Origin of the sequence: Microcoleus sp. K4-B3, assembly GCF_036704615.1 — a bacterium.
Classification (GTDB): Bacteria; Cyanobacteriota; Cyanobacteriia; order Cyanobacteriales; family Microcoleaceae; genus Microcoleus.
Map to the genome: position 1 here is coordinate 1 of NZ_JAUBSF010000042.1, position 25,404 is coordinate 25,404.

Sequence of the window (25,404 nt, forward strand, 5' to 3'; positions counted from 1 at the left end):
CTTGCCTCTGACTCTCGATCGCACGCTCTCTTAACCTAGCCCACGTAATATGCGATCAATATATTCAGCAAGCCCTATGTAGTTGCCGATTTATATCGGCGTCGTTGGCGAATAGAAGAGGCTTTTAATACAGTAAAAAGACTCTTGGGTTTAAGTTATTTATGGACTGGTTCAATCAATGGAATTAAATTGCAAATTTGGTCAACGTGGTTGTTTTATGCTGTGTTAGTAGATTTAGGTGATGCCGTAGCGGATGAACTTTCTCTGCCCTTTGATGAGATTTCCTTAGAAATGATTTATCGTGGTCTTTATCATTTTACTATGGCTCATCAAAAAGGTAAGGCAACAGATCCAGTTAAGTATTTTGCCGACCCAAAAAATCGAGATTTAGGTATTGTCAAACAGAAACGAAAACCCAACATAAAGTTAATTGTGGCTCCTTTTCCGGATCTTCAGCGAGGGTCTGACCAGTTTTTTTTCAACAATTCTCTAGAAGCCTCTTGACAAAAGACTTACAGTCTTAACTTGTCACCAATGAAAAGCGGCTGGGAACAGTTTTCGCACTGGGACGGTAAATGGTACGTCGAAATCGCTACTCTAGGCTACAGGTATGCAGATGACGGGCAGCAGAATTCTGTGGCTTTTTATCCGCTGTTTCCTTTGCTGATGCGCGGGTTGAAGACTATTATAATGCAAGTAGAATTAGCAGGATACTAATTAATAGTTGGGCATTTTGAGGGGATTATTTGTGGTTGCAAGCTGTTAGTAAAGTTGCGATGATTTAGGGCGGTGGCTATTTGTTGGACTTGCGAAAAATGCTTAGGAATTACAGTCAGCTATTTGGGTTTTTACTCTTTAGCGCTACCGATCAACTCCGTTGCTCTGTAATCGTTTCACCGATACGCTTACGGCATTGTGTCGCTCTCGATCGCACTCGGTTTAGTGTTGAGTAGTCAGCCTCGTTGGGGAGATGCTGTTATGACATTATTTGCTACATTCCTGCTGTACATGGCTGTTAAATTTGCTGCGTGTAGGTAGCTTAAGATAGTTCTCCATATCTTTTGCACAAACTTAATTTACTCTATTTCCCAAGCTGCCTGAAAAAAGTCTCTTTCGCACAGCATCGCGTAGCGATAGGTTGCTTCTACTTCGGGCGTAGCTTCTGCGTAGCGATCGACCAAACTTTCCAGCCGTTTTGCTAAAAGCTCAAAATCAGGGCTGCTATAGGTGGAAATCCAGTCGCTAAAGGCGTGTTCCGGTATATTAGGTTTAGCTAGCTGCTGTCCCAAAAAAGCATACAACCGCAAGCAAGGAGTCATGGCGGCTGCTGTCAAACCGACACCGCTTCCCCAGGCTGTCGCTAATAAAAAATCTGTGTAGCGGCGGGTAGCGATTCCCGGTTTTGCCTCTTGCAAGTTTACCCCCCATTTGCCTGCATATCCTTGATGCAACCGAAGTTCTTCTAAAACACCGCTGCCGAGATTGTGGAGAATTTCAAACCCCTCCCAGTCGGGTGCTTTTGCCCCAGCGATACTGTAAGCGCGAGCGAATGCTCCCAGAAAAAATGCGTCTTGTGCAACGTAATATGCAAAACTATTTTGGGGGAGGCTGCCGTCAGCAATGCCTCTGACAAAGGGATGTTGCAGACAAGCTTTGCTTAAGTCTTGATTTGCTTGCCAGAGATAATTGGAATTTGTCATGCAATTTTGAAGCGAGGGGTTATGATTGTAATTTTTATAGTCTAACTAAACATCTATGATAACAGATATTTTCGCTTGGCGTGCGTCAGTCTTATGGTGTTTTTTATTTTTCGTATTTAAGAAAATAGATAAGTTTTGGTATGCTGCAATTTTGTGGGCTGCTGTTGTCGGGATCAAAGAGCGAAATTAGGTGCCGAACCTCTCTCGTGAAGCAGCCAGCGTATTTGGGGAAAAAGAAACTTTTGATTTAACGGTTGAAAAGCCGATTTTTAAACAGAAACTGCAATGAACGATACACCTAAGTATTCTTTGGTAATTCCTATCTATAACGAAGAAGAAAATCTCGCTGAATTGTATCGGCGAATTAGTGCCGTGATGGAGCGAATGGACGGCCCAGTAGAATTAATTTTAATCAATGATGGTAGCCGCGATCGCTCTCTAGAACTTTTGCGAAAATTGCACGAACAAGACTCGCGAATTAGTTATCTCAGTTTTGCCCGCAATTTCGGCCACCAAATAGCTGTAACTGCTGGTTTAAACTTTTCTACTGGTCAAGTTGTAATCATCATGGACGGCGATTTGCAAGACCCGCCAGAGCTAATTATAGATATGGTAGAACAGTGGCGGCAGGGCTATCAAGTTGTTTACGCTCAGCGCACTCAACGCCGTCAAGAAGGTTGGTTTAAGCGCTTGCCAGCTTATATGTATTATCGCATTTTGCGGAATCTTGCTGATGTTGATATTCCCATAGATACGGGAGATTTTTGTTTGATGGATAGGTGCGTGGTGGACGTACTCAATGCGATGCCTGAACGCAACCGCTACATTCGGGGATTGCGCGCTTGGATTGGTTTTAAACAAACGGCGGTTAAGTTTGAACGCGATCCGCGTTTTGCTGGCGATGTTAAGTATACGTTCAGTAAATCTTTTGCTTTGGCGATGAACGGTTTAGTGTCTTTTTCAAAAGTTCCTCTGCAACTGTCGATTTATTTGGGTTTGTTTTCGGCTTTCGTGTCTGTTTTGATGGCTTTTTTGGTTTTGTATTGGCGTCTTTTTTCTGCGGGTTCGGCATTAACTGGTTTGACAATTGTGATTATGGCAGTTTTCTTTTTGGGTGCGGTGCAGTTGGTTAGTATTGGGATTTTGGGCCAGTATATAGGGCGTATTTACGAGGAGGTGAAGGGTCGGCCGCTTTATACTTTGGCAGAAGTGGCTGGTTTTGGCGATCGACACCGATCGCCAAAATAATTTTAGCAAACAACAGTTAACTCATCGTGCCTAAATTATCTAATTTATGAGATAATTTAATATCGTAAAATCTTCTCAAGACTCATGTTTAAACTTTACGAGTATTCCCCCTCGGGCAATTGCTATAAAGTTCGCTTGCTGTTAACTCAGCTCAATATTGCGTTCGATCGCACAGAAATTAATATTCTCCAAGGAAAAAGCCGCACGCCTGAATTTTTGGTCAAAAATCCCAATGGCCGCATTCCGGTGTTAGAAATCGAACCGGGTAAATTTCTGTTTGAATCGAATGCAATTATGTTTTACTTGAGCGAAGAAACTGAGTTTTTCCCCACGGATAAATTTGAACGGGCTCAAGTCATGCAGTGGTTGTTTTTTGAACAGTACAGTCACGAACCTTTTATTGCTACTTCTCGTTTTTGGTATTTGATAGGGAAAGCACAAGAATATCAGGAAGCACTCCAACAAAAACAAGCACCGGGTTATGCTGCTTTGGGGGTGATGGAACAGCATTTAGCAGAAAATGAGTTTTTTGCGGGCGATCGCTATACAATTGCTGACATCGGTTTATTTGCTTACACTCACGTTGCTGGTGAGGGCGGATTTGATTTAACAAGATTTCCAGCAATTCAAAGTTGGATCGATCGCGTCAAGAATCAGCCTCGATATATTAGCATAACACAATGAAATTTAATTTAAATGAAGCTAAAAATACTATACGCCTAGAACATTACCGTTACATTTCTCAGTTGTCCAAAGTCATAACTGCTTCGCCTGGACGACTAAAACTGTACGCGGCTGTAAAACACTCGTTTCACATTCTCGGCGACAGTAATGTAGAACAGCACTATCGCCCCTACAACACAAAACTCAACGGCAACGGTTGAAATCCGAGCCGGGTTGCCAAAGGTGTCCAGGGAAGGATTATTCTCACTCCAATGTTCGCCAGCGTTGCCATCAAATCGATCGGATTTACATAACCTGACTCAATTTACCATTGCTCAAAACAGTTGCTTTAACTTGCACTAAAGCCAATAATTTTCGACGGCGTTCCAGGCTCCGCGCTCTTGCCAAAACCCTAATAACTCACTGATAATGACGCTCGTCAGAATGAGCCTGGCAGATGCCGCCTCTTGAAGAAAAATCGATCGCACCGCAGCAAAAATTAGAATCAAGATAATCGGACTCTTGAACTGATTGAGCAACTGTATCAATGCGGTCGATTTGTGTTTTTGTTTGAGGCTGTTTGCGTCGTACTCGCTCAGGCTGTGTTTCGCATCTTGACGGCTTAATCCTGCGGTTGTAGAGTCCGTCTGCTGAAGCACCTGATCTTTGGGTTAGCTCCGAAATTTTGACTGTGGATTCATTATTTTATACCTTATTTTTACTCTTAGTCTTAATGCCCCAAACTAAAGAATAAGCTTTGGTAAGCTGATAATAAAGCTTGTCCCTTTGCCCTCTCCACTTTCAACCGCAAGTGTCCCTTGATGCGCCTCAGTAATACTCTTTGCTAAAAATAATCCTAATCCCCAGCCGGTTTGCTCTTCAGCAGAAATGGTTCGACGAAATTGTTGAAATAGGATGGATTGAGCCTCTAGGGCGATCGGATCGCCTTCATTATGGATAGTAAGGCCGATCTGCGTTTGGGTTTGCTGGAGTGTGAGTGTAATCGGCGTACTAGGCGCACCGTATTTCACAGCGTTAATTGCTAAATTTTCAATCACCCGCCGTATTTCTTTACGGCTGCAAAAAACCCTGATATCAGAATCAGAGATTACAACAAACCGCTCTCCATAGGCGAAGCTCAAATCTTCTACCACCTCTTGGACTAGCATCTGAAAATCGCATTCTTCAAATTCAATCTTTAAGCTCTGCCCTGCCCGCAGCCGACTCGCATCCAGCAGATTTTGAATCATCGAATCCAGCCGATTGATCGCACCGAGCATCCTCGCCGCCACATCCATGTGGGTATCTCCTCGTTCCAGCCGCCGCAGAATCAGTTGAGTTCCCATTTTTACGACATTGATCGGATTTCTGAGGTCGTGAGTTAGCGTCACCATAAATAGTTCTTGAATATCTCGCAGCGTTTCGGAGAATTGAGTTGCCGCGTCATTAACGGCTTGCTCAATGGAGCCGATAATAATGTCTCGATCCTGCACTCCTAAAGGTGCTTCTTCTTCTAAAACTTGAAATATTACTTGACGGAGGAGGTGATACTCGAAAATTACGTGAGTCATGGAGTAGTCAGCATACCCCGCCCGTTCATGCCCATGCAGCTTGCCAATCCGGGTGCTTTCTACCTCGTCGGCTGTGATTCGGGCAGAGGTTCTGACAATTCTGTTTGAGAGTTCATCTACCAGTTGGTTTAAGTAAAGAGGTAGGGAATCTTGCAAGACAAGAGAATCTTGATGCGTTGATGCACTGACTTCATCACGCGCCCGCTTCTCCCAGATCCGCATAATTTTTTCCGTATTTTGCTGAAGACGGTCAGACGCTTGGTTGGACATCGATTCTGATTTTCTGCATGAGTCGCTGTAGAGAGATCATTATACAGCACTTTTGAGGTAAGCGAGGTAGAAACAAGCCGGGTTTCAGCAAGAAACTCGGCTTCTGGGGGGTACTTTATAAAGGTGAAATCTGCTGTAATTACTGAATTAAACCCGCAATGATATTAATACTCATCGCGACAATTGCGGTATTCAAGAAAAAGGAGAGAATGCTAGGGAGTCAAGCTCATCGCCTCAGCACGAAGTAATCTGTACATCTGAAACTTGACTGGTCGTGCCCCTAACAAAAGAAGAGTTTGCGTAAATTTTTCAAGTAAGGTCACGGTCGATAGGATTTATTGATGTTTACCTACTTATTGAAGTTTCCACGCAATTAGACCAACAAGCGCAATCAGACCTAATGCTCTCCGAAAGTAATTAACGCCTTGAAATAATTCTTCCCAAGCCCAAGTAAACAAAGAGCCAAAGGCTACTAGCTCCAACGCTAAATTAATTTCGCCTGTTGGAACAATGAGCTTTAACAAACTAGCTACAAGCCCGACAATCAGTGGTAGATTTGGCGGCTGAGCTATAACAATATTGCCTTCGCTGTCCCGGAATGTGCGATCGAACAATGTATTTTCCATGACTTTATCCTGTAAATGTAATAAAAGGTATGAATTGAATTCAATGGCTTACACAACTATTTCTTGATAACGAATACGAGCCATAATTAGACCATTTCCAAGAAAAGATATCGATTAGCCACCACATGAGATTAGAATCTATCTAGCTGTTTTTATCACATCGCTTTTCTGAGTTATCATTAAGTTTTAGATGCTTTATATAGTAGGATTAAAAATTTTAAATATCCTCTATCGATTGGAAGAGTTTTGATTAAAAGCAAATCTATAATTGGACAGAGATAAGTGAATTATGAACAGCCATATGATTTTTTTTAAGCACATAACCGCTTTCCCTTTCGAGAAATTTCTCTAAATATACTTTTTTAATACTTGTTAAGTGTGACATTTAACAAGTATTAAAAATTAGAAGGATGTCTAACTGTGAACTATACAGAAAGTTTCTATATTACATTCCAAATAAGGATTTTTTTAAGAATTGTTCCGAATAATTTTTTACACAGGAATATTAGACGGAAACCTTCTGTACAATACCCCTGATCGGGATGTTATACAGATTAGCTCACTGGCTATGACCTCAACTCCCCCGAAGAAACTCCTCGACTTAGCCCGATTTGACTTGTAGGGTGCGTCAGACGAAGTTGTACAGCGAATATCGAGGGTTTTCTCTTCTGACGCACCCTACTAAGCTGTTCTGTATCTAAATTAGCTATTGCGAAATCGTGAAACCTTGGCATTGCAAGCCGGAGAGGTCCCTGGAATAGCATCGTTTAAATGCAGAACAGCTTATATGTGCCAGTTGCGTAAGTCCTATTATTAAACAATCGATCGCACCAATCCACCCTCGACTCGCAAGGCGGCCCCATTAATTGCAGAAGCTAGAGGACTAGCAACAAATGCAACTAATGCAGCAACTTCAGAGGTTGTAGCAAATCGCTGAATCAGTGAAGATGGACGAGTCTTGGTAAAAAATTCTTTCTCAACTTGTTCGGGTGAAATAGTTTGATCTTTAGCAAGTCCCTCAATGAAAGTTTCCACTCCTTCGGAACGAGTTGGCCCTGGCAATACTGTATTAACCGTGACCTGACTGCCTGCGGTTGTTTCAGCTAAACCGCGACTCAACGCCACTTGTGCAGTCTTGGTAACGCCATAGTGAATCATTTCGGCGGGAATATTCAAGGCAGATTCACTAGAGATGAAAATAATTCGTCCCCAATCTTTTTTGAGCATCAGCGGTAAGTAATGACGCGAGAGCCGAACACCGCTCATAACGTTTACTTCCAGAATGTTCATCCATTCCTCATCGGAGATATCTTCAAATGCTTGAGAGCCATAAATTCCCAAGTTGTTGACTAAAATGTTGACTTCTGGCACTTGTTGAAGCAACAATTCAACTCCTGCTTGCGTTCCCAAATCGGCAGCAATTCCCTGAAGCTTGGCATTCGGGACACTTTGCTTCAGGCGATCGAGAGCATGGTTGACGCGCTCTTGCGTTCTGCCATTGACAATGACAGTTGCTCCTTCCTGGGCAAGTGTCGTGGCGATCGCTAGTCCAATTCCGGCGGTTGAACCGCTGACGAGTGCAACCTTATCTGATAGTTGGAGATCCATACTTTCTTAAACCAAATAATGTATAAGCGATCTAGGGTTTCAACTTGCTCAAATCATGAAGCAAGTGCCGGCTCAATTAGTCGCCACCTAATCCAATTTAACCACCATTTTACCCACATTTGTGCCTTCAAAAAGACCGATGAATGCACCCACCGCTCCCTCGATTCCTGCCACCACTGTTTCCTTGTTCTTCAGTTTGCCAGCTTGGAAATAGCCGCCCACTTCCTGTTCAAAATCACTCTGGCGATCGAGCCAATCGCTAACGATTAGCCCTTTCATCGTCAACCGTTTGGTAATCATATTAAATAGATTGGAAGGGCCGGGCTGGGGCTTTTCCTCGTTGTAACCGGAGATGCCGCCACAAGCGATAATTCGGCCGTGCACCCGCAACGCCGAGAGCGCCGCTTCGAGGGTTTCGCCTCCTACATTATCGAAATAGACATCAATTCCGTCCGGTGCCGCTTGGTTTAGTTGTTCGAGAACAGGGCCGACCTTGTAATCGAAAGCGCGATCGAATCCGCATTCTTCCAGCAGAAAATTGACCTTCGACCCTGAACCGGCTGACCCGATGACATGGCATCCGCGCAATTTCGCTAGTTGTCCGGCGACATTTCCCACCGCACCTGCAGCTCCCGAAACAAAAATAACATCGCCGGCTTTGACCTCTACCAAATTCAACCCAACCCAAGCAGTCATGCCCGTCATGCCGAGGGCACCGAGGTACACTGAGAGCGGTTGAATCTCGCGGTTGACCTGATGCAAATTTTTTGGTGCAGCTATAAAGTATTCCCGCCAGCCATACTGGGAAGTGACAACATCACCCGGCTTTAATTCCTGGGCGCGCGACTCGATGACTTCGCCGACTGCACCGCCTTCTAGCGCTTTACCTAACTTGAACGGGGGAACATAGGATTTCCCCTCATTCATGCGACCGCGCATATATGGATCTACCGAAATGTAGAGATTGCGAACGAGCACCTGCCCCTCTTGAAGTGGCTTTAGTTCTGTTTGCGCGATCGTAAAATTATCGGCGGTGGGCATCCCCTTGGGGCGGGAAACTAGCTGAATTTCGCGGCTGATGGTATTTGTCATAATTTTCTCCTTATTGATTAGGTTTTCACAACTCGCTCGATTTGAGTTTTATCTGTTGTTTTTAACATTTTCTAAAGGCATGGATGCCAAAGATTAGATTTATTTAAGTTCTATTCCTCTGGTTTACTTAATAAAAAAGACAAAGAAAAAGATTGGATATTGCTGCGGCCAGGGCGTGTTTTCAACCCGGAGAACCCCCTAACATCGAGGGCGGGCACGGGGACACCGCCCCTACAAAGAGGGCTGTTTCATTGTCAGCAAAACCAGGATTTTGACTCTTGTCGTGCCCCCGTGCCGACCCTCTCCATCCACTTGGCGAGTTGACCAAATCCTAACGATTGACGGTGCTCATATCGGGGTAGCGATCGCCCGCCGCAATTCCTAATGGCAGCGCTTTCCCGAGCTGGTCTAGTTCTGCTTGAGTCAGCGTCACATCGGCTGCTGCAATGTTTTCTTCTAAATAGGTGCGGCGTTTAGTGCCTGGAATTGGCACAATGTCTTCGCCCTGGGCTAAGACCCAAGCCAGCGCCAACTGTCCAGCTTTGATGCCCTTAGCGGCGGCAATCTGCTCTATTTGCTCGACTAGCTCCAGATTTTGCTGGAGATTTTCGCCTTGAAAGCGAGGATATCGTTCTGCCCGATAGTCTCCCTCAGATAACGTGTCGAGGCTCTTGATTTTGCCTGTGAGAAACCCGCGCCCCAGAGGGCTATAAGGCACAAATCCAATGCCTAGCTCTCGGCAGGTGGGCAAAATCTCGGATTCTGGCTCCCGGCTCCACAGCGAATATTCAGTCTGGAGTGCGGAAATAGGATGTACTGCATGGGCACGGCGGATCGTGGCGCTCGCGGCTTCGGAAAGACCGAGGTAGCGAACTTTTCCGGCTTGGACGAGCTGCGCCATTGCGCCTGCGGTTTCTTCGATGGGAGTGTTTGGATCGACTCGGTGCTGGTAGTAAAGATCGATCGTATCTACGCCCAGACGCTTGAGACTGGCATCACAGCAAGAGCGGACATATTCGGGTTTGCCATTCACGCCTAGAAAGCTGCCGTCGCTACCGCGTACATTGCCAAACTTCGTGGCAATAATGACTCGATCTCGACAGTCTTTAATGGCTTTGCCGACCAACTCTTCATTGTGGCCGACACCATACATATCAGCCGTGTCGAGCAAAGTCACGCCTAGCTCTAAGGCGTGATGAATGGTGGCGATCGCTTCTGACTCATCGGCTATGCCGTAGAACTCGGACATACCCATACAGCCCAGTCCTAACTCTGAGACTACTAATCCTTGATTGCCCAGTTTTCGCTGTTTCATGATGTTTTCCTATTAGTCTAAAGTTCTTGACGTGTCGGACGGATGATGATTTCATTCACATCAAAATCACCGGGCTGCTCAATGGCCTCTGCATCAATGGCGATCGCATAAAGAGCATTCATTCCCGCTGCTGTATCTTTATCGCTAATCGCGGTAGTCAACTCAGTGGCAACGGCTCTTGGTGAGATATTAGTCGAACGGATTTCGCCGTTTGACTCTAGCTGCAGCACCCTGATTTGGCGATCGGGGCAACCAGTTCTTTGAGCCGATCTTCGCGGCGGGCAGCTAACATTAGTTTGGCTCCACTAGCAGCGAGTCGCCTCGCACTCGCCTCACCTAATCCACTGCTAGCTCCGGTGATGATTGCTACTTTGTTTTAAATCTCAGACATATTCACTTCTGTGGGTTATTGAGTGTGGGGCTTGAAACATTGGGTACTGAAATAAACTAAACTCAGCATTATTCAACCAGCTCAACTAGCTTGTAGCTGGATCAATGTTTGTGTCCCAGCAGCGTCACTAATCCGAAGCGCCATCATCACGCCGTTTGAGTCCTGTCCCGTTAAAACTTCAGTTGGTGAATCGATCGTGTGAGCGTAAGTCACCACATCTTTACCCACTTCAATCACCAAATCATCTCCCTTTCCAGGGCGATCGTAAACCATCGCCATCAATGGTGCGTCCTTAATCAGTTCTGCATGACCGAGTTCTGAATTGATGACTTCGATGGAAATAAGCCGCCCGCGATTACCATCTGAAAACTGATCGAAAAATTCACCCCATCGCTCGCGGGGCACTGATTTGTTGATTTCAATTTTATTGGTCATTTCCATTTTATTCACCATGATGATTGTGTGTGAAAAAGTAGTAAAAAAAAGCCGATCCATGCAGGGCTGTTTCATTCTCAAGAAAACGATGATTTTGTAGGGTAGTGCCCCCGTGTCTACCCTCCTCCTCCACGATTGTGTAGGTGTTTCAGGGATTGGGCCCGCCCCCCGTGGCGGCCCCTACAAGAGAATGAAACAGGCCTGCTTAAGAAGGGGGGACAAGAACTTGCTCAAAGTCCCCCTTCTTAAGGAGGATGCGATGGGGATCGAGACTTGGCGTAAAAGCGAGAGTTTTCAGGGGTTGCAGGCTGGTTGTGGACACCTATGGGCAGGGTGCCGTCTCCTGATGGTTAGACACCGCACACGCCTACTTTCAAACTGGCTTCTTCACAAGAACCTCAATCTTTTTGCCTGAACTGTAAACAATTTTCTTTCGTATTTCATCAGCCATTAGTATCAATGGTGGACAGAAGATTAGCAGCGACCACTGCCAGGGAGATAGGGGTGCGGTCGCAAAGACTTTTTGTAAAGATGGGAAATAGATAATAGATAGAATCAGTGCCCACTCAACCGCAATTCCTAACCAGATCAAACGGTTGCTAAAAAAGCCCAAGCTAAAAATTGAGGTGCGCTCACTGCGGCAGGCGAAAACGTTTCCAACCTGACAAGCCACGATCGCCGCCAGCGTCACAGTTGTTGCTTGATGATAAATTGCCATCTCAGTAGCAGTCCCCGATCGGGCAAGAATCGCCGAAGTCATCCCCTGCAACTCGGTAATCCCGTAACCATTTGACCGCCAAACCAGCAGGAAACCTATCATTCCTACTACACCTTCGAGCAACCCTAGAAACAAAAAGGCACGCAGCATTAAAGACTTATCCAGTAATGGTTTCGACTTTTTGCGTGGCGGTTGAAGCAAGATGCCTGCCTCCGGTTCTTCTGCGCCCAACGCTAGGGCGGGAACCATATCTGTGCCTAGATCGATCGCCAGAATTTGCAGAATGACTAAAGCGGGCGGAATCTTAAAAAAGACCATCGCCAGAAAAGGGAGCAATTCTGGTATGTTCGAGGACAGGATATAGGTGATGAACTTGCGAATATTCTGATATACAGCTCGTCCTTCCTCGATCGCAATAATAATAGTCGCGAAGTTATCATCAATCAGCACAATATCAGCCGCTTCCCGCGCCACATCCGTGCCGCTGAGCCCCATCGCAATGCCGATATTGGCGGCTCTCAAGGCTGGAGCATCATTCACCCCATCACCCGTCACCGCTACGGTATGACCCATCCTGATGTAAGCCTGAACCAGCCTTAACTTCTGTTCCGGCTGTACGCGAGCAAAGATTAACCCGGATTTTTGCTGCAATATTTGACACAACTGGGCATCCGAAAGATGTCCCATTTCTTCGCCCGTAACGACCCTAACTTTACCATCTACTAAGCCAATTTGCTGGGCGATCGCTTCTGCTGTTAGTCCATAATCCCCTGTCACCATTGTTACTTGGATACCTGCTTGATGGCATTTTGCGATCGCGTCGGCAACTTCTGCTCTCGGCGGGTCAATCATTGCCACCAACCCAACGAAGATCAGATTTTGCTCCAATTCCTGAGCGTCTTGCGGTTGCTCCTCTTTCTGCCGCGTGGCAACTCCCAGAACTCGATAACCTCGACTTGCAAATCCATCATTAACAGCAGTCACCTCTGCCCGTTCTGCTGCTGATAATTCTTCTATGCGTCCATCTTTCAAAATCTGTTTACAGTGTTGCAGCACGTCCAATGGCGATCCCTTTGTAAAAATCAGATAGGGAGCCGTTAGCGGTTTGAGATTGTCCGATTGCCCTTCTAACTCAAACCCTAAACCTGAATTATCCGAACTTCTTTGCAGCACGACACTCATCATCCGTCTGCGCGAATCAAAGGGAACTTCCTGCGTTCTCTTAAGCTGACGCTGTAGTTCTTCAAAGTTCAGTCCCTTTTTTAGGGCAGCCACCAGCAGAGCCGCTTCAGTGGGATCGCCAATCTCCTGCCACTGACTGGAACCTGCTGGATGGTTCAAGCGGGCATTGGAACAGAGCGCCGAACCCGCCAACAGCAGCTTTACCTGTGATTCCATTCGCCCAGCAGGAACTTGTACCTCTCCTCCCGTCGGGTCGTACCCTATTCCAGTTACTGTAATCTCAGATGTCGGAATCCAGAGTCGGCAAACCGTCATCTCATTCTTGGTCAGCGTCCCTGTTTTGTCTGTACAGATGACCGTTGTGGCACTCAATGTCTCCACTGCCGAGAGCCGACGCACCAGAGCATTACGCTTTGCCATGCGCTTGACACCCATAGCCAGAGCCAGAGTCACCGTTGGCAGCAGTCCTTCTGGGATAAATGCCACAATAATCCCGATCGCAAAAATGAAGCTTTCCTTGAGTTCCATGCCCACCAACAGGTTAGTCAGCAGAAACACCACAACACCCAGCCCGAGGGCGATCGTGGTGATGACGTGCACCACGCTGTTGATTTGAACTTCCAGGGTGCTAGGTTCTCGCTTCACAGTTGTAGTGAGATGGGCAACCTGACCAAACTCGGTCTGAGTTCCTGTAGCGTACACGACAGCTAATCCACGCCCTGCCGAAACGGTAGAACCCGCAAAAACCAGATTGCTTGATTCCGAGGCACGCATCTTTTCAGTGGCTACAGGTTCCGCCGATCGGGCAACCGGCAGCGATTCTCCAGTCAGCACCGAGACATCGACATAACAAGACTGAGCCGAAACCAGTCTGGCATCGGCAGAGATGCGATCGCCCTCTTCCAATTGCATGACATCTCCCGGAACCATCTCCCTGACGGGAATCTCACCTAGCTTCCCATCTCGATAGACTTTAGCGCGGGCGGGCAACATTTTATTGAGTGCTGTTAACGCTTGTTCTGCCTGGAATTCTTGCCAAAAACTGAAACCGGCATTAATCCAGATTACAGCCCAGACTGCCCAGCCGAGTTCTGGTGTACCGGACACAAAAGCCAGCGCACCTGCAACCCAGAGCAAGAGTGCCATGAAATGCGTCAACTGATCGGTGAAGCGGAGTAATAGCGATCTTCTGGCTGGTTCGGGCAGTTCATTAAACCCGTAATGCTTGATTCTGATTGCTGTTTCTGCCTCTGAAAGTCCCTTTTCTGAAGTTGACAAAGTTTCGTAGACTTGCTGGGTCGATAGTGTCCAAACAGGTGCATGAGATGCCATAGAGAATCAACAAGTTGCCTCATAAGTTTGCAGTTGCACGGTTGACGAGAGCGCTCCTATGGGTTCTTACTGCTGACTCCATCAGTCGTGCGTCCGCTCATTTCAGTCTCGTGGATGCGGTAGATTGCGATCGCTTCTGAACGTCCCTGAGCATCAGTCCAGGTTCGATTGATCGCAGGTGACAGCGTGGGATTGCGGTCTTTGATCAGGTGCATTAACCGATCGATATCTTCCTGCTCAGTCAGGCGCGAGGCTCGACCATTGACGATCGCGCTGCGCCAATGAAGCGGCTCGCGTATTTCTTCAACCTGCAAACAAATTTCTGGATTTGCATCAAGATCGTGAGTCTTCATGCCGATCGTTGTAAACAGGTAAATGTCCTCTTCTTCGAGATAATAGTTCATTGGTATCACGTAGGGCTTGCCTTCGTGTATGCAGCCCAGATGACCGTATCCTACTTTGTGTAGGAGTTCGTGTATTTCTTTTTGCCCCATTTCATCAATATCTAACATTACTATTCTCTTAAAAAGTCAGTTGATTGGTAGTATTGAACAGAAATAATCCCGGCTTTACATCTGTCGTTAGATGGAGTCGATATCTGAAAGTCAACGATCGGAGTCCATAGCCTGTTGAGAAAGCGATCGCCTCACAAATCTTCTGCCCGCTTAATTGATGCTTTTTTACCCGCAGCTACGCTAGCAACAACCAAACAGGCCGTGGCTAGGGCGATCGGCTCCAAAGTCTCATTAAGCAGAATTGCCGAAGCCAGGAGCGTCAAAAAAGGTTGCAATAACTGAATTTGGCCTACCCGGGCAACTCCACCAATTGCCATACCGTGATACCAGGCAAAAAATGCGATAAATTGACTGAAAATACTCACATACGCAAAACCGAACCAGGCTATAGGTGAAGCTGTCAACCCTTGTTTTAAGACCACAAATATTGTTGGTAAGACCTCGAAAGGAGCGATAATTACCAAGGCCCAACTAATAACTTGCCATCCACCTAAAATCTTAGCTAATTGCCCACCTTCAGCATAGGCAAAAGCAGCAGCAATTACAGATCCAAACAAAGCTAAATCGGCGAGCTGAAGGTGTCCAGCACCACTAATAATACCAAAACCGACAACAGTTGTACTACCGACAATGCTAGCCATCCAAAAAGTGACATCAGGGCGATCGCCAGCTCGCAAAACTCCCGCTATCGCTGTTGCTAAAGGCAGCAATCCCAACACCACAGCACCGTGGGCGGCAGGTACTTGTTGCATTGCCCAAGCCGATAGTACCGGAAATCCCAAAACAGCTCCCAATCCGACAACTAATAAACTCCGAAATTGCTGTTTTGAGGGATTGGGTTGATGCGTTACCCGCAGAGTAAATGCTGCTAGTATAGCTGCTACTAATCCGCGTCCCAAACCTACAAAAAGCGGGTCTAAATCTATCACAGCGGCTCGTGTTGCCGGTAATGTCAAGCTGAATCCAACTACACCCAAAAAACCGTAGATTAATCCGATAGTTTCCGAATTTAACTGAAGTTTTTTCCAGTATAATTTCATTGAGTTTCCCATAAAGTATTGTGTAAAAGTAAATCTGGTCACGAAGCTGATTATAATATTTAAGATATTTGTGGCTGACCTTAGCTACGATCGGGACAATTGCAGAAATGATTCACTAAAAATGGAAATAGCACACTTTTTGCAGATGTTTGAGCAAACACCGCTCGCATTACACCAAGACTATTTATGTAGTGTTCTCCGCCCCGCGATAGATATTATACGGTCTGACTCTGGTATTAACTTAGCTGGAAGTCGTTATGGTGGAGCGCCTGATTTGCCAGAAGGGTTCGAGTGGCCAACTCACCACCTAGGACTTTACCGCTTCCTTGGTCAGTTTAACTTTGCAGAAATTCCACAAGTTAATGCTAATTTGCCTGAGCGCGGACTATTGAGTCTTTTCGTCGCTGATGACCCTGATGGTGAAAGCGATCTTTTTTGGGGAGAGCCGGGCTATATTCATGCAGAATTATTTACTGACATCACAAGACTTGTTCCTAATGTACCGCCTGATTCGGTTGCAAGAGGCTCTAGCTCCACAATCACATTTAGACAGACCTTCGATCTTCCCTTTGACGAATACCAAGTTGACGAGTGGCCATTTCAGACAGATGAGCTATGTGCATCTTATGGAGATCTTCGGAATGCTTTACACCAGAGTGATGACTATCTTCTCGGATATCCATCGCATTGTACCCTTGCATACGATCCAACTCCGGGAGCAGAGTGGATTTCGCTATTTACAGCTAATTCGGATGACGAATTAGCCTGGGATTGGCACGATGGTGATAAGCTCACGATCTTCATCGAGATTGAACGACTCAAAAAACACGACTTTTCAAATCTAAGATCGGACGCTGGTTAATAGCCAGTAATCTGTATTCTCTGTGTTCTCTGCGTTCTCTGCGGTATATAAAAAAATACTCATGTTGAAACTTTACGAATAATCGCCCTCTGGGAATTGGTACAAAGTGGTTATTTTGTTAATAGTACAGCCACGAACCTTTTATTCCGACTTCTTGCTTTTGGTACATGAGATCACTTCTGCGCTTCATGGGAATTGATATTACCCACAGTCAGGACAGGGCGCAGTGCCGTTTGCCGAAAATTAATCGCGCGATGGTTACATCTCTCATGGAGTGCTCATGATTATTTTGGGGTAGGGAAACGGCGGGAGTGCGGTGTCCTCCGTTGCTTACGCACTCCTTAGCGCCACATTTTGCCCAATCTCACTCGATCGCCTCGCAGCATCTGCCACCTTCAAAGCGTACAAACTACTGGCATTATTCACGTACAAAGGCGTACCGTTTAACAAATATTCCAACACCATCTCGGTGTCTTTGGCAAACAAACCGCGCCGCGTTCCTACTTTGATGTTGTGCCGATTTTCTCCCTGAATTAATTGACCGGATTCAGGAGTAAAAACCAGCGTTCCTTCTTCTCCATAGATGGTAAAAATGTTTTCCGACTGCCAAAAAGTCTCTCCTTTTCCGTAAACAGCTTCAGCGACAAGGCCATTGGCAAAGCGCAACTGTGCGTTGCACAAACAAGCTTTGTAGAAATCCGCCTGAGTGTCCCAAAATTGAGTTTGACAGTTAATGCTTGCCACTTCCCCGAACAAATCAGTAAATCGGTGCAGTCGCGAAATTGCACCAACTAACGGAAACCCAAATAGGGAGTGTTGAAAAGTCCACCGCTGCGGTACGGAACGTTGAGGAGCAATAGTAACGTAGCGGGCGTAAAAAACTTTACCGACTAATGGTAAAGATTCTTTGATTGCTTGGTGTAAACCGCCTAAAAGTTCGATGTGTTCGATGTGGAGGAGTTTTTGTTGTTGGGCGGCAAGTTCGATCGCCCTTTCTGCTTCAGATACGTCTAAAGATAGAGGATATTCCACCACAACGTGCTTGCCATTTTCTAGGGCCGCCAGGACGATCGCCCCGTGATCCCGATTCACCGTACAGACGATTACCAAATCCAAATCGTCCCTTTCTACCAGCTTGCGCCAAGAAACCGCAGCTTCAGCCCCGAATCCCTGACAAAATGCTGCGGTTTTATCCGGGGTGCGGCCCGCAACTGCTACCAAGTTCGATCGCCCATCAGCTTGAACAGTCTCCGCCCTCAACTTAGCCGCAAAACCAGTACCCACAATCCCCACGCGAATTGGAGAATTAACCGAAAAACTAGAGCGAGTATCAATATTAGTCATAGAATTTTAGATTTGACATTTTAGATAGTGACAGACTTGCGGTGCGGGGGTTTAGGGTTCCATCGCCCAGATTTTAAGCTGTGGTTGTGGTGCGATTTATTCGATCGAACCTTCAACACCCAAGTCTAGATTCGATCTAACTATACATTTCACCGGCAGCAGGGACTTGCCTTGGAGCCAGTCTTGCTGAAACTCGATCGACGTACCGCAAACCAAAAAGCGGGTTTTTGGGCTGTATTTAGCGACTCAAAACAGGATTTTTCCCTGAAACCGGGTTGTTTAGCGCAAGTCCGGCAGCAAAAGTATCGCACCGCTGAACCCAACATAGGTATAAGCAATCAAGATGAAATTAGAAAAAGTTATAACTAATCCCATTCAAATTTTTGGTAAAGGAGTGTTGCAACCTTGCTTCTTTCCCCTACTATCATAGAGGGAACGAACCTAATAGCTAACCTCAGAGCTAATAAAGCCTTAAAGGTTGCATTAGGAAAACTTATAAATTTTGTTGAATTTTTGAGAGGATTAGTGCATGGCGACTTACAAAGTTACCCTCATCAACCAAACCGAAGGAATTAACGAGACCTTTGACGTTAATGACGATGAGTACATTCTTGATGCTGTAGAAGAAGCAGGACTAGACCTCCCCTACTCTTGTCGCGCTGGTGCTTGCTCCACCTGCGCCGGCAAAATCACAGCAGGCGAAGTTGACCAATCCGACCAATCTTTCTTAGATGACGACCAAATAAAGGCTGGATTTGTCCTCACCTGCGTCGCTTATCCGAAGTCTGACTGTACGATCGAAACTCACCAAGAAGAACAACTCTACTAAGAAAGGACGCTCCGCAGGATACCCTCAGAAACTCGGTTTCTGGTTTCTCAAATTAAGCTGAAATAGCGCAATTACTTTAAGAAACCGGGTTTCTGAGTCCAAGACTGCAACAAAGCCGCCAGCGGTCTGTCACTCCCAGCTATAAATTCCTAGCTGTTTGAGCAGATAGCTGACCAAATAATTTTAGATTTTAGATGGCAGATTTTAGATTAACTGTGAAACCAATCTAGAATCCAAAGTCTAAAATCTAAAAATTTTAGGACTTACGCCAGAAATCGGAAAAATCCGGGATTGAAATAGTAGAGTCGCTGCTGGCGATCGCCAAAATCAATCATTTTTGCGCAAGTCCTAAATTTTTGCAGGTTAATTACCAAATCCAGGCTTTTTAACCTCTTTATTCGGGGTTGCACAGATGCGGTATGATTGAAGATGAAAGTCTATCAAATTTGAATATAATTTGTCCTCAATGTTAGTCCATAAACCTCAATAAAAATGGCTAAAAAAGGGAAAAACTTGCACTATATTTGCTCCGATTGCGGTCGTCAATTTAGAGAAATATATGCGAAACTAGGTTATTCAGCTATGGGTCAAACGGCATTGTTGACATCTCTATGTTGAAAGCAATGGATTTAGGCGGATAGAACGTCTGACGCGAGAGTGAATCACAACACGGTGATTAACTGGGTAAGAGCCGTGGGGAATAGCCTGCGATCCGAACCCGATTGTGAAGAGATTCCCGAAGTGGCTGAGATTGATGAGTTACAGACTTAACAAAAGGCAAAAACCAAACAAGCTCTGGGTCTGGACTGTTCTAAATAAGAGCATTCCAGGTATTTTAGCCCAAGTTGTTGGAGACCGGTCGTCTCCAACATTTAAATCTTTATGGACAATTATTCGGGCTGGCAGTGTTTTTTTAGGTCACCGATGGTTATGTAGTTTATCCCTAATTCATTGACGATTGTGACCACATATTCAGCAAAATCTATAGGGCGAGGGTGGAAGAAAATACTCGTTTGAGGTATGATCGATCTCGCCTACACCGTTAAAACTTTATGTTATTCAAAATCATTATTCATGTTAGAAATTTCCCTTCGGCTGGTTATTGGCGATCTAAAACACAAGACTGTGCCTCTGTCTTGTTGAATCATCCCTCAATTGTGCAACGCCCATTTCACCGTCGGCTGGGACTTGCCTTGCAGCAAGTCTTGCGGAAACTCGATCGACACACCCCATACCAACAACCCGGTTTTTGTGCTGTAGGGATCAAAACAGGATTTTTCCCTGAAACCGGGTTGTTTAGCGCAAGTCTTGCGGCAACAGTATCACACGGCTGAACCCAACATAGGTATAAGTAATCAAGATGAAATTAGAAAAAGTTATAACTAATCCCATTCAAATTTTTTGTAAATAACTGTTGCAACCTTGCTTCTTTCCCCTACTATCATAGAGGGAACAAACCTAAGAGCTAACCTCAAAGCTAATAAAGCCTTGAAGGTTGCATTAGGAAAACTTATAGATCTTGTTGAATTTTTGAGAGGATTAGTGCATGGCAACAACTTACAAAGTTACCCTCATCAGCGAAGCCGAAGGACTTAACCAGACCATTGACGTTGATGACGATACTTACATTCTTGATGCTGCCGAAGAAGCAGGACTAGATCTCCCCTACTCTTGTCGCGCTGGTGCTTGCTCCACCTGCGCCGGCAAAATCACAGCAGGCAAAGTTGACCAATCCGACCAATCTTTCTTAGATGACGACCAACTCGAGGCCGGATTTGTCCTCACCTGCGTCGCCTATCCCCAGTCTGACTGTACGATAGAAACTCACAAAGAAGAAGAGCTGTACTAAAAAAGGACGCTCCGCGCGATACCTTAAGAAACCCGGTTTCTCGTTTCCAGAATTAAGCTGAAATACGGCAATTATGTTAAGAAACCGGGTTTCTGCGTCTAAGACTGAAACAAAGCCGCCAGCAGTCTGTCACTCTCAGCTATGAATTCCTAACTGTTTGAGCAGATAGCTGACCAAATAATTTTAGATTTTAAATGGCCGATTTTAGATTAACGGTGAAACCAGTCTAGAATCCAAAGTCTAAAATCTAAAAGTTTTACGACTGATATTTAGTCCGCGAAGGCGGACTTTGTTTGTGTAGTGGCGATGATTTAAATCGCCGATTTTAGTAGGTATAAGTAATCAAGATGAAATTAGAAAAAATTATAACTAATCCCATTCAAATTTTTTGTAAATAACTGTTGCAACTTTGCTTCTTTCCCCTACTATCATAGAGGGAACGAACCTAAGAGCTAACCTCAAAGCTAATAGAGCCTTGAAGGTTGCATTAGGAAAAATTATCAATTTTGTTAAATTTTTGAGAGGATTTAGTGCATGGCAACTTACAAAGTTACCCTCGTCAACGAAGCCGAAGGACTTAATCAAACCATTGAGGTTGAGGAAGATACTTACATTCTCGATGCTGCGGAAGAACAAGGACTCGACCTCCCCTACTCTTGTCGCGCTGGTGCTTGCTCCACCTGCGCCGGCAAACTCATATCAGGCACAATTGACCAATCCGACCAATCTTTCTTGGACGACGACCAAATCGAGGCCGGAATGATCCTCACCTGCGTCGCCTATCCGCAGTCTGACTGCACCATAGAAACTCACAAAGAAGAAGAGCTCTATTAAAAAGGGGGCCGTCAGCAATCCGATCTAACTCCAAGCTATTGATTAATAGCAGTTTGAGGCGATAGCTGACCGAATAATTTGAGATTTTAGATAGCAGATTTTAGTTAACTCGTAAAATTCAGCCGAGAATCTCAAATCTCAAATCTCAAAATTTTAGGACTTGCGCTAAAGATTCGGAAAAATCCGCCATTGAGATTGCATTGCTCCTGCTTGCATTCGATAGTTTTTACGCAAGTCCTCACTCAATTTTGGGAGTTTAATTTTATTGGCCCCAAAATGTAATGGCATCGCTGAGCGGCACAACTTGAGCGCCGGGAAAATAAAAGCCCAGAATTTGAGATCCGTTCCAGCCCAAATTAGCCAAATTGTAAGAACCAGTCTGACTCATTCCCACTCCGTGCCCGAAACCGCCTCCGACAAAAGCATAACCGTTGAGAGTTTTGTCTGGATTGTAAATTGGTTCTAGGTAAAAAAGCGTGCTGATCGGCGGGTAAAAAGCATTGCGAATTTCGTCTTTGTCGATATCGATGGGGCCCAAGTCAGTTTGAACCTTCATTTTCAAAACTCGACCTGCAGGCGACCTTTCGACCACTTCCACCTGAGTGACAGTTTTAAAATTAGCCAGCGGGTGCTGTTTCTTCTGAAGATACTGTTTGAGAAATCCACCAATCGCCGTCAAAGAAGCTGGTTCGCGCCACCGAAACGTGTCTTCTTTTTCCTCATTAAACCCTTTTTCCAAACTGATAAAGCGGCGGAAATTGTTTTCGTCAGACAAACTCTGCTTGGACAAATCCCAGACATTATTAGGGGAATCGACGATCGATCGCAAATAAGGACGTTCCGGGCCATGCCACACATCGCCAAAAGTCGCTGTCACGCCACCGCTAGACGCGGAATAGAGCGCGTCTACTAGCTGATTTTCGTAAGTTAGCACCAAACCGCTCGTTTGGGCGATCGCCTTATCACTTTGCGGGTAAACCTCGGTCAAACCTTGATAAACTTGGCAGTTAACATCAGCGCACAACTCATAATTATCCACAGCAAATCGGCGCAAATTTCTCAGGGCGTAGGTTCTAGCTAAAATAGTTTGAGCGACAATCGCAGCGTAAGGCGAAAAAGCCCCTATTTCGTGAGGAACAACACCCCGCAAATAAGTTTCCGTCAGCACTTCATTGACTAAAGTATAAGTACCGTAAGAATTTTTTTGCAGGCGCAAATTGCCACCATAACGGCGAGTTTGTTGAATAGCTTTTTCAGGTTCAGTAGCTGTCGCCTCATGGGTAGTTTGTTCCAATACCTCAATCACATTTTTTCCGGCCGTCACATCCAACTCATTGCGGTTGAAACGAAAGCCATTTAAAACCCAAAATGCCTGGGGTATTTGTTTAAAAACTTTGGAATCCAAAAAAGCGGTTTTATTGCCTTGAGCTTGCAAACTTTGCAACAGCCAGCGCCGCACCAAAGGAGAGTTATAAACATCTCTTTTTGCCCAAACTTGCCAGCGCAAAGGTTGAGCAATTTCTACTTCTATTCCCTGGGCGCGCCACTGATTGGCGCTGTCTTCCGCACTCTCGAAACTGCGGTGGGAGCTCAGAACAACTCGTTCTTCTACTAATGGCGCTTCCAGCGGTTTCGGGGCTATTTCTAACTTGACGCTAGCAGCCGTTTTGGTTTCTATGCCTTGAGGAGTTTTGTAACTCAATGTTAAGCTGTCGCCCGGTAATGCTTTCAGCGTCAGTTTGTCGGTTGCTTTGGTACCAAACCGCTGCACTACGCCAATTTTGATCGGTCTATTTTGGGGAGTTTGGGCGTATCCCGCAGCGCTGAAAATGGGCAACAGGCACAATGCGGTGAAAACAGTGCTAGAAATGCAGCTAAACCATTTGTAATTGGGAGTGGGAGGTGCTTGAGCGAACACGGTTATCTGTCTCGCGATAGTTGAAATTGGGGGATTTTTGATTGTACGTTAGCACATTTGGCCGCTGGTATAGGGGAATTGCGGAAGATAAGCTGGTTTAATTGGCAGAATTCAGTTAAGTCAGGACTTACGCCAGACCAAAGAAACCGGGTTTTTTACCGAATCTGCGGGCTGCAACGAACTATTTTCGTAAAGAACCCGGTTTCTGGGCTCTATGCGGTAAATCTGTCATTGCGGGTGAAATGTAGGAATCGCAATTTTTGCGATCACTTTACATTCTGTTACACGCTAAGGTTTATAGCAACCACTGCAAACAGGATTGTGCTCTCAGAAACCGGGTTTCTTCGTAGATTTCTCGTTCCTGTCCGCCAAATTTCGTAGAAACCCGGTTTCTAGCCCCGTATCAGTAAGCCCTGAAACTATCCAAACTTTAGGCACAGGTGCGTCCCTACTAGAAAAGTCGATATGCAAGTTGGGGATTTTCTGTCGCGATGCACCCTACGACTACTTTAAAGAGAGTATTGAAGGCGATATATCTATGAAAAGTCATGAAAATTTTGTCAGGGAATCCTGTCGAGAAATAACCTCTAACCAGACAACCGCCAGGGAATTAATTCCCCGATATCCCCAAAGTTACGAAGGTATGGAGCGACCAAAAAACGAAAAACAACCTTGTGCTTGACAAGGCTACACAGTAATTTTATATTCAACATAGAGAAGTCGTCAAAATATCTCGTGCAACACCAAGCTATCAAAGTTAGAATCTATCCAACGCAAAGCCAAGAACAAAAATTGGCTCAAGCGTTTGGTTGTTCGCGTTGGTGGTGGAATTTTGCCCTAAATAAGTCGATCGAGACTTACAAAGAAACAGGTAAAGGAATAGGACAAGTAGCGCTAAATGCCCTATTGCCCAAACTCAAGAAACAAGAAGAAACATCTTGGTTGGCTGATTGCTACAGTCAGGTATTGCAGGCTACTACTCTCAAATTAGTTACAGCTTATAAAAATTTCTTTCAGGGTCGAAGCCGATTTCCAAGATTCAAGTCCAAGAAAAGTAAGCAATCTATTCAATACCCCCAAAACGTCAAAATATTAGCCAATAACACTATTAAGATTCCTGGTGAAGTCGGGGAAGTGAGAGCTAAGATTCATCGACAGATTGATGGAAAAGTGAAAACCGTTACCGTGAGCAAAACACCTGCTGGAAAATATTTTGCCTCGATAGTAGTTGAGACAGAGGGAGAAAAGCCACGGAGTTCAACTGAGGGCAATGTAATAGGTATTGACTTAGGCGTTAAGGACTTTGCCGTAACTCACGATGGAGAGAAAGTATCTAAATATAGCAATCCCAAACATTTAGCTGTGCATGAAAAAAATCTCAAGAGGAAACAGCAAAAATTAGCCAGAAAAGAAGATGGTAGTAACTCAAGGTTCAAAGCAAAAAAAATAGCCGCTAGGGTATACGAGCGAGTATCAAACGCACGTCAAGATTTTCTACACAAGCTTTCGCATAAGCTAGTCAACGAAAACCAAGTTGTCGTAGTAGAGAATCTTAATGTCAAAGGCATGGTGCGAAATCATAACTTAGCTAAAGCAATATCTGATTGTGGATGGGGAATATTCACTAATTTTCTAGCCTATAAATTAGAACGTAAGGGTGGAAAGTTAGTAGAGATAAATAGATGGTTCCCTAGTTCCAAACTCTGTTCTAATTGTTTCTATCAAATAGATGAAATGCCGCTCGATGTAAGGGACTGGACTTGTCCCCATTGTGGCACTCATCACGATCGAGATGGAAACGCTGCTGCAAATATTAGAACAGAAGGAATCAGAATGCTACAGACGGATGGAACAGCCGTTTCTGCTGTAGGAGGGGAAGTAAGACCTCATAGCGGGCGTCAGTCTGTTTTGAGGCATTCGCCTGTGAGTACAGAAGCCCCCATCAAGCCGCTTGCGGTTAGTGGCGGGTAGTTCACATTCTTGTATCAGCTTGCGTGTTAGATCGCTCTATTTGATTATTTCCCAACTCAAACAGTCTCAAAGCATCACTTGCCGATCGCTC

The 25,404-nt window shown here is 45.3% G+C and carries 24 protein-coding genes and 2 pseudogenes; 11 read left to right on the forward strand and 15 right to left on the reverse strand.

The features are described 5' to 3' along the window. Positions 1–72 precede the first annotated feature (72 nt). Both QUA78_RS18090 and QUA78_RS18095 read left to right on the forward strand, forming a co-directional pair. Positions 73–504, forward strand: a pseudogene (locus QUA78_RS18090) (IS4 family transposase); the annotation flags it as partial. 30 nt (positions 505–534) lie between these two features. Continuing rightward, positions 535–717 carry a hypothetical protein gene (locus tag QUA78_RS18095; RefSeq protein WP_333303044.1) on the forward strand — a complete coding sequence of 61 codons (183 nt, stop codon included), beginning with the start codon at positions 535–537 and terminating at the stop codon, positions 715–717. 359 nt (positions 718–1,076) lie between these two features. Here the strand turns inward: QUA78_RS18095 and QUA78_RS18100 are convergent, their stop codons facing one another. After that, on the reverse strand, positions 1,077–1,700 hold the full coding sequence (locus QUA78_RS18100) for a TenA family protein (protein ID WP_333303043.1): 624 nt from the start codon (positions 1,698–1,700) through the stop codon (positions 1,077–1,079). A gap of 285 nt (positions 1,701–1,985) precedes the next feature. Between QUA78_RS18100 and QUA78_RS18105 the strand changes: the two genes are divergently transcribed. From QUA78_RS18105 to QUA78_RS18115, 3 genes are all read left to right on the forward strand, one after another. Beyond that, positions 1,986–2,948 carry a glycosyltransferase family 2 protein gene (locus QUA78_RS18105; RefSeq protein WP_333303041.1) on the forward strand — a complete coding sequence of 321 codons (963 nt, stop codon included), beginning with the start codon at positions 1,986–1,988 and terminating at the stop codon, positions 2,946–2,948. 84 nt (positions 2,949–3,032) lie between these two features. After that, entirely contained in the window at positions 3,033–3,632 is a 600-nt protein-coding gene (locus QUA78_RS18110) for a glutathione S-transferase family protein (protein WP_333303039.1), read from the forward strand. Next, positions 3,629–3,832, forward strand: coding sequence for a hypothetical protein (locus QUA78_RS18115; RefSeq protein ID WP_333303038.1), 204 nt, complete (start codon positions 3,629–3,631; stop codon positions 3,830–3,832). Before QUA78_RS18110 ends, QUA78_RS18115 begins: the two co-directional genes overlap by 4 nt. Positions 3,833–3,970: 138 nt before the next feature. Here the strand turns inward: QUA78_RS18115 and QUA78_RS18120 are convergent, their stop codons facing one another. The 12 genes from QUA78_RS18120 to QUA78_RS18175 form a co-directional block, all read right to left on the reverse strand. After that, positions 3,971–4,270 carry a cation-transporting P-type ATPase gene (locus QUA78_RS18120; protein ID WP_333303036.1) on the reverse strand — a complete coding sequence of 100 codons (300 nt, stop codon included), beginning with the start codon at positions 4,268–4,270 and terminating at the stop codon, positions 3,971–3,973. An 84-nt stretch (positions 4,271–4,354) separates the two neighbouring features. Further along, the gene (locus QUA78_RS18125; RefSeq protein WP_333303034.1) at positions 4,355–5,452 is read right to left on the reverse strand and encodes a HAMP domain-containing sensor histidine kinase; all 1,098 of its coding nucleotides are present in this window, start codon (positions 5,450–5,452) and stop codon (positions 4,355–4,357) included. Positions 5,453–5,805: 353 nt separating this feature from the next. Next, a complete protein-coding gene (locus QUA78_RS18130; RefSeq protein ID WP_333303032.1) occupies positions 5,806–6,078 on the reverse strand; it encodes a hypothetical protein in 273 nt (90 codons plus the stop codon). 813 nt (positions 6,079–6,891) lie between these two features. After that, on the reverse strand, positions 6,892–7,686 hold the full coding sequence (locus QUA78_RS18135) for an SDR family oxidoreductase (RefSeq protein WP_333303031.1): 795 nt from the start codon (positions 7,684–7,686) through the stop codon (positions 6,892–6,894). 87 nt (positions 7,687–7,773) lie between these two features. Beyond that, positions 7,774–8,778: an NADP-dependent oxidoreductase gene (locus QUA78_RS18140; RefSeq protein WP_333303029.1), complete on the reverse strand. Its 1,005-nt coding sequence runs from the start codon at positions 8,776–8,778 to the stop codon at positions 7,774–7,776. A gap of 331 nt (positions 8,779–9,109) precedes the next feature. Further along, on the reverse strand, positions 9,110–10,093 hold the full coding sequence (locus tag QUA78_RS18145; protein ID WP_333303028.1) for an aldo/keto reductase: 984 nt from the start codon (positions 10,091–10,093) through the stop codon (positions 9,110–9,112). A 17-nt stretch (positions 10,094–10,110) separates the two neighbouring features. Continuing rightward, a complete protein-coding gene (locus QUA78_RS18150) occupies positions 10,111–10,323 on the reverse strand; it encodes a hypothetical protein (RefSeq protein ID WP_333303026.1) in 213 nt (70 codons plus the stop codon). Next, positions 10,311–10,457, reverse strand: coding sequence for an SDR family NAD(P)-dependent oxidoreductase (locus QUA78_RS18155; RefSeq protein ID WP_333398954.1), 147 nt, complete (start codon positions 10,455–10,457; stop codon positions 10,311–10,313). Before QUA78_RS18155 ends, QUA78_RS18150 begins: the two co-directional genes overlap by 13 nt. 108 nt (positions 10,458–10,565) lie before the next feature. Continuing rightward, a complete protein-coding gene (locus QUA78_RS18160) occupies positions 10,566–10,919 on the reverse strand; it encodes a DUF5335 family protein (RefSeq protein ID WP_333303024.1) in 354 nt (117 codons plus the stop codon). Positions 10,920–11,292: 373 nt separating this feature from the next. Further along, complete coding sequence (locus QUA78_RS18165; RefSeq protein WP_333303023.1) at positions 11,293–14,151, reverse strand: cation-transporting P-type ATPase; 2,859 nt, start codon at positions 14,149–14,151, stop codon at positions 11,293–11,295. 56 nt (positions 14,152–14,207) lie between these two features. Continuing rightward, on the reverse strand, positions 14,208–14,663 hold the full coding sequence (locus QUA78_RS18170; RefSeq protein WP_333303021.1) for a pyridoxamine 5'-phosphate oxidase family protein: 456 nt from the start codon (positions 14,661–14,663) through the stop codon (positions 14,208–14,210). A 134-nt stretch (positions 14,664–14,797) separates the two neighbouring features. Continuing rightward, the gene (locus tag QUA78_RS18175; RefSeq protein WP_333303020.1) at positions 14,798–15,706 is read right to left on the reverse strand and encodes a DMT family transporter; all 909 of its coding nucleotides are present in this window, start codon (positions 15,704–15,706) and stop codon (positions 14,798–14,800) included. Between the two features lie 121 nt (positions 15,707–15,827). Between QUA78_RS18175 and QUA78_RS18180 the strand changes: the two genes are divergently transcribed. Further along, on the forward strand, positions 15,828–16,568 hold the full coding sequence (locus QUA78_RS18180) for a DUF1963 domain-containing protein (RefSeq protein WP_333303018.1): 741 nt from the start codon (positions 15,828–15,830) through the stop codon (positions 16,566–16,568). A gap of 330 nt (positions 16,569–16,898) precedes the next feature. Here QUA78_RS18180 and QUA78_RS18185 read toward each other — a convergent pair whose 3' ends face one another. Continuing rightward, a complete protein-coding gene (locus QUA78_RS18185; protein ID WP_333303016.1) occupies positions 16,899–17,912 on the reverse strand; it encodes a Gfo/Idh/MocA family oxidoreductase in 1,014 nt (337 codons plus the stop codon). Positions 17,913–18,441: 529 nt separating this feature from the next. Here QUA78_RS18185 and QUA78_RS18190 point away from each other — a divergent pair. The 4 genes and pseudogenes from QUA78_RS18190 (at position 18,442) to QUA78_RS18205 (ending at position 21,424) form a co-directional block, all read left to right on the forward strand. After that, entirely contained in the window at positions 18,442–18,741 is a 300-nt protein-coding gene (locus QUA78_RS18190; protein ID WP_333303013.1) for a ferredoxin, read from the forward strand. Positions 18,742–19,233: 492 nt separating this feature from the next. Next, positions 19,234–19,884: pseudogene (locus QUA78_RS18195) on the forward strand (IS1 family transposase). A 403-nt stretch (positions 19,885–20,287) separates the two neighbouring features. After that, positions 20,288–20,590, forward strand: a complete 303-nt coding sequence (locus QUA78_RS18200; RefSeq protein ID WP_333303012.1) for a ferredoxin — start codon at positions 20,288–20,290, stop codon at positions 20,588–20,590. A gap of 534 nt (positions 20,591–21,124) precedes the next feature. After that, positions 21,125–21,424 (forward strand): ferredoxin, encoded by a 300-nt coding sequence (locus QUA78_RS18205; RefSeq protein WP_333303010.1) that lies wholly within the window; start codon positions 21,125–21,127, stop codon positions 21,422–21,424. 262 nt (positions 21,425–21,686) lie between these two features. On the opposite strand, the gene QUA78_RS18210 is transcribed toward QUA78_RS18205, so the two are convergent. Beyond that, positions 21,687–23,342 (reverse strand): SpoIID/LytB domain-containing protein, encoded by a 1,656-nt coding sequence (locus QUA78_RS18210; RefSeq protein ID WP_333303009.1) that lies wholly within the window; start codon positions 23,340–23,342, stop codon positions 21,687–21,689. Between the two features lie 735 nt (positions 23,343–24,077). Here QUA78_RS18210 and QUA78_RS18215 point away from each other — a divergent pair. After that, complete coding sequence (locus QUA78_RS18215; RefSeq protein WP_333303007.1) at positions 24,078–25,313, forward strand: RNA-guided endonuclease TnpB family protein; 1,236 nt, start codon at positions 24,078–24,080, stop codon at positions 25,311–25,313. The last annotated feature ends 91 nt before the right edge of the window (positions 25,314–25,404 follow it).

Excerpts from the sequence above, each read along its gene's own strand:
- QUA78_RS18095 (WP_333303044.1), top strand. The coding sequence starts at position 535 with ATGAAAAGCGGCTGGGAACAGTTTTCGCACTGGGACGGTAAATGGTAC.
- QUA78_RS18100 (WP_333303043.1), bottom strand. The coding sequence starts at position 1,700 with ATGACAAATTCCAATTATCTCTGGCAAGCAAATCAAGACTTAAGCAAA.
- QUA78_RS18105 (WP_333303041.1), top strand. The coding sequence starts at position 1,986 with ATGAACGATACACCTAAGTATTCTTTGGTAATTCCTATCTATAACGAA.
- QUA78_RS18110 (WP_333303039.1), top strand. The coding sequence starts at position 3,033 with ATGTTTAAACTTTACGAGTATTCCCCCTCGGGCAATTGCTATAAAGTT.
- QUA78_RS18115 (WP_333303038.1), top strand. The coding sequence starts at position 3,629 with ATGAAATTTAATTTAAATGAAGCTAAAAATACTATACGCCTAGAACAT.
- QUA78_RS18125 (WP_333303034.1), bottom strand. The coding sequence starts at position 5,452 with ATGTCCAACCAAGCGTCTGACCGTCTTCAGCAAAATACGGAAAAAATT.
- QUA78_RS18130 (WP_333303032.1), bottom strand. The coding sequence starts at position 6,078 with ATGGAAAATACATTGTTCGATCGCACATTCCGGGACAGCGAAGGCAAT.
- QUA78_RS18135 (WP_333303031.1), bottom strand. The coding sequence starts at position 7,686 with ATGGATCTCCAACTATCAGATAAGGTTGCACTCGTCAGCGGTTCAACC.
- QUA78_RS18140 (WP_333303029.1), bottom strand. The coding sequence starts at position 8,778 with ATGACAAATACCATCAGCCGCGAAATTCAGCTAGTTTCCCGCCCCAAG.
- QUA78_RS18145 (WP_333303028.1), bottom strand. The coding sequence starts at position 10,093 with ATGAAACAGCGAAAACTGGGCAATCAAGGATTAGTAGTCTCAGAGTTA.
- QUA78_RS18160 (WP_333303024.1), bottom strand. The coding sequence starts at position 10,919 with ATGACCAATAAAATTGAAATCAACAAATCAGTGCCCCGCGAGCGATGG.
- QUA78_RS18165 (WP_333303023.1), bottom strand. The coding sequence starts at position 14,151 with ATGGCATCTCATGCACCTGTTTGGACACTATCGACCCAGCAAGTCTAC.
- QUA78_RS18170 (WP_333303021.1), bottom strand. The coding sequence starts at position 14,663 with ATGTTAGATATTGATGAAATGGGGCAAAAAGAAATACACGAACTCCTA.
- QUA78_RS18175 (WP_333303020.1), bottom strand. The coding sequence starts at position 15,706 with ATGAAATTATACTGGAAAAAACTTCAGTTAAATTCGGAAACTATCGGA.
- QUA78_RS18180 (WP_333303018.1), top strand. The coding sequence starts at position 15,828 with ATGGAAATAGCACACTTTTTGCAGATGTTTGAGCAAACACCGCTCGCA.
- QUA78_RS18185 (WP_333303016.1), bottom strand. The coding sequence starts at position 17,912 with ATGACTAATATTGATACTCGCTCTAGTTTTTCGGTTAATTCTCCAATT.
- QUA78_RS18190 (WP_333303013.1), top strand. The coding sequence starts at position 18,442 with ATGGCGACTTACAAAGTTACCCTCATCAACCAAACCGAAGGAATTAAC.
- QUA78_RS18200 (WP_333303012.1), top strand. The coding sequence starts at position 20,288 with ATGGCAACAACTTACAAAGTTACCCTCATCAGCGAAGCCGAAGGACTT.
- QUA78_RS18205 (WP_333303010.1), top strand. The coding sequence starts at position 21,125 with ATGGCAACTTACAAAGTTACCCTCGTCAACGAAGCCGAAGGACTTAAT.